The 455-nt window shown below is 64.2% G+C and carries 1 pseudogene; it reads left to right on the plus strand.

The annotated features are described in order from the left end of the window. A pseudogene (locus GPK94_RS15885) lies at positions 1-453 on the plus strand (UxaA family hydrolase); the annotation flags it as partial. Positions 454-455 lie beyond the last annotated feature (2 nt).

The raw sequence follows: 455 nt of genomic DNA on the forward strand, positions 1-455 counted from the left end.
AAGACCGGCGGTATCACCACCCTGGAGGAGAAGTCCCTGGGCTGCATCCACAAGGGCGGCCACTCCCCCGTCAACGCCGTGTACGACTACGCCAAGCAGGTTGCCCCCAAGAGCGGCCTCGTGATCATGGACACCCCGGGCAACGACCCCTCCTCCGTGGCTGCCATGGTGGCCGGCGGCGCCCAGGTGGTGGTCTTCTCCACCGGCCGCGGCACCCCCACCGGCAACCCCATCGCCCCCGTCATCAAGATCACCGGCAACCGCATCACCTTCGCCAACATGGAGGATAACATCGATGTGGATGCCTCCCCCATCATCTACGGCGGAGATCTCACTCAGATGGGTGACGAGCTCCTGCAGCTGGTGGCCGACGTGGCCAGCGGCAAGCAGACCAAGGCCGAGTCTCTCGGCTACATGGAAATGGCCATTGCCCGCGTGTGCAACTACGTGTAATT

The organism is Pseudoflavonifractor sp. MCC625, assembly GCF_018784545.1.
Classification (GTDB): domain Bacteria; phylum Bacillota; class Clostridia; order Oscillospirales; family Oscillospiraceae; genus Pseudoflavonifractor_A; species Pseudoflavonifractor_A gallinarum.